This is a genomic window from Micrococcus sp. KRD012, from assembly GCF_017168555.1.
In the GTDB taxonomy this organism is placed as follows: Bacteria; Actinomycetota; Actinomycetes; order Actinomycetales; family Micrococcaceae; genus Micrococcus; species Micrococcus luteus.
Genome location: NZ_JABFBB010000010.1, coordinates 14,483 through 17,254 on the forward strand (window position 1 = coordinate 14,483; position 2,772 = coordinate 17,254).

At 75.3% G+C, this 2,772-nt stretch carries 2 protein-coding genes; both read left to right on the forward strand.

All coding sequences use genetic code 11. From position 1 onward, the window contains the following. The coding region (locus tag J1M37_RS05490) for an NHL domain-containing thioredoxin family protein (RefSeq protein WP_241250883.1) at nt 1-2,078 on the forward strand (2,078 nt) is incomplete at its 5' end. A gap of 40 nt (nt 2,079-2,118) precedes the next feature. Then, a complete protein-coding gene (locus J1M37_RS05495; RefSeq protein WP_069941971.1) occupies nt 2,119-2,598 on the forward strand; it encodes a flavodoxin domain-containing protein in 480 nt (159 codons plus the stop codon). Nucleotides 2,599-2,772: the final 174 nt, after the last annotated feature.

Below are 2,772 nucleotides of genomic sequence, written 5' to 3' on the forward strand. Positions count from 1 at the left end.
ACCCCGCCCCGTCCGCTGACGCCCCCGCCGCCGTGCCGCGCGCGGCCACCCGGGTGCGCGCGTCCGAGCTGGTGGGCCGCGGCTGGCTGAACACCGGCGGTGAGCAGGTGACCCTCGAGGACCTGCGCGGCAAGGTCGTCCTCCTCGACTTCTGGACGTTCTGCTGCATCAACTGCCTGCACGTCCTGGACGAGCTGCGCCCGCTCGAGGAGGAGTTCGCGGATGTGCTCGTCACGGTGGGCGTGCACTCGCCCAAGTTCGAGCACGAGGCGGACCCGGACGCGCTCGCGGCCGCCGTCGAGCGCTACGCCATCGAGCACCCCGTGCTGGACGACCCCGAGCTGACCACGTGGCAGGCGTACTCGGCGCGCGCCTGGCCCACCCTCGTGGTGGTGGACCCGGAGGGCTACATCGCCGCGCACCTGTCCGGCGAGGGGCACGTGGCCGGGCTCTACGGGCTCGTGCGCGAGCTCGTGGCCGAGCACGAGGCCAAGGGCACGCTGCACCGCGGCTCCGGCCCCTACGTCCCGCCCGCGCCCGTGGCCCGGGACCTGTCGTTCCCCGGCAAGGCCGTGTCCCTCGGCGGCCGCGGCTCCCGCCCGGGCTCGTTCCTCGTCTCGGACACCGGCCACCACCGCCTCCTGGAGGTCGCCGAGGACCTGACCACGGTGCTCCGCGCGTTCGGCGGCGGGGACCCCGCCACGGCGGACGCGGGCCAGGCCGAGCTCGCATTCCCCACGCCCGGGGAGAAGGGCCACGCGGACGGCGGGCCGGACGAGGCGCTGTTCAACGAGCCCCAGGGCCTGGCGCTGCTGCCCGAGGACGTCGCGGAGCGCGTCGGCTACGACGTGGTCGTGGCGGACTCCGTCAACCACCGGCTGCGGGGCCTGCGCCTGTCGGACGGGCACGTCAGCACCCTCGCCGGCAACGGCGTGCAGAAGCTCATCGACTCCGAGCGCGCCAAGGAGGCCGCCGCCGTCGACGACGAGGGGGACATCGCCGTCGACCTCGCGGACCTGCCCGGGGAGCCGACCGCGATCTCGCTGTCCTCCCCGTGGGACGTCGTGTGGCACCCCGCCCTGGGGCGTGTGGTGATCGCGATGGCCGGCACGCACCAGCTCTTCGACTTCGACCCCGTCACGGGCGCGCTCGCGGTGCACGCGGGCACGGCGCTCGAGGGCCTGCTGGACGGCGACGCCGGACGGGCCTGGTTCGCGCAGCCCTCGGGGCTGTCCGTGGGCGCGGACGGCGCGCTGTGGGTCGCGGACTCGGAGACCTCCGCGGTGCGCTGGGTGCGGACCGGGGAGGACGGGCGCCGCGAGGTCGGGACCGCCGTCGGGGCGGGCCTGTTCGACTTCGGCCACGTGGACGGGGAGGCGGACCGCGCGCGCCTGCAGCACCCGCTGGGCGTCACGGCCCTGCCGGACGGCTCCGTGCTGATCGCGGACACGTACAACGGCGCGATCCGCCGGTACGCCCCGGCCGGCGAGGACGCTGCGGGCCGGGCGGTCCCGGCCACGGTGACCACGGTGGCGCGGGGGCTGCTCGAGCCCTCGGACGTGCTCGTGGAGCACGACGCGGACGGGAACGACACCGCGATCGTGGTGGTCGAGTCCAACGCCCACCGGCTCACGCGGCTGGCGGTGCCGGAGGAGTTCCTCACCGTGGACGAGGGCGCGCGGCAGACGCAGCGTCCCCGCACCCCGGTGGTGGCCGGCGACCTGGACCTGACGATCGGCTTCGCCGCGCCCACGGGGCAGAAGCTGGACGACCGCTGGGGCGACCCCACGCAGCTGAAGGTCTCCTCGTCCCCGGAGGAGCTGCTGCTCGAGGGCGCCGGCACGTCCACGGGGCTGCACCGGACGCTGCGGCTGAACCCCGAGGTCGAGGAGGGCGTCCTGCACATCACCGCCCGGGCCGCCGCGTGCGACGGGGAGAAGGGGCAGCCCATCCCGGACCACGCCGCCTGCCACCTGTACCAGCAGGACTGGGGCATCCCGGTCACGGTGCACACCCCGGACCGGGCCCCGAAGGGCGCCGAGACCCGCCTGGACCTGGACCTGCGCGGGATACACTGAGCGCGTCGTCCGCCCCCGACCCCGAAGGCTGCGCCCCACCATGACCACGCTCATCGTCACCTCGTCCGCCCACGGATCCACGCGAGAGATCGCCGAGCGTGTCGCGGAGGTGCTGCGCACGTCGCAGGCCGTCCCGACCGTGGTGGAGGACGTCGAGGGCGCCGCCGCGTGGCTGGCCACGGCGGACGCGGTGATCGTCGCGGCCCCGGTCTACACGGGCTCGCTCGCCGCCGACGCGCGGGCGTTCCTCGACACCCGTCGGGCCGAGCTGGCGGACCTGCCGCTCGTGATCCTGGCCTCCGGCGGCGCGCCCGAGCTGGCCCCGCCGGTGCGGGAGAAGCTCGAGTCCTACGGTCCGCGCGAGGTGGCGTACTTCCGCGGGGCGCTCGTCGAGGAGCGCCTGGGCCGGCTGGAGAAGCTCAAGCTCAAGCTCTCCCGCAACGAGCACTACGGCGACTACCGCGACTGGGACGCCATCGAGGCCTGGGCCAAGACCCTCTCCGGCGCCGGCGTCCGCTGACCTCACCCACCGCGCTCGTCGACGAGACGGCGGGGGCGCAGGAGCCTCCACAGCCGCTGTCGTTGACGAAACGGCGCCGGAGGCGCTCGTGCCCGCGGCGGAGGCGAGCGGTTAGCCTGGCCGCATGTCCCCTTCCGCCCGTCGCCCCGCCGTCTCGTCGACGAGCGCGGTGGG

What these genes read in the sequence shown, in the direction of transcription:
- J1M37_RS05495 (WP_069941971.1), top strand. Translation starts at nt 2,119, where the DNA reads ATGACCACGCTCATCGTCACCTCGTCCGCCCACGGATCCACGCGAGAG.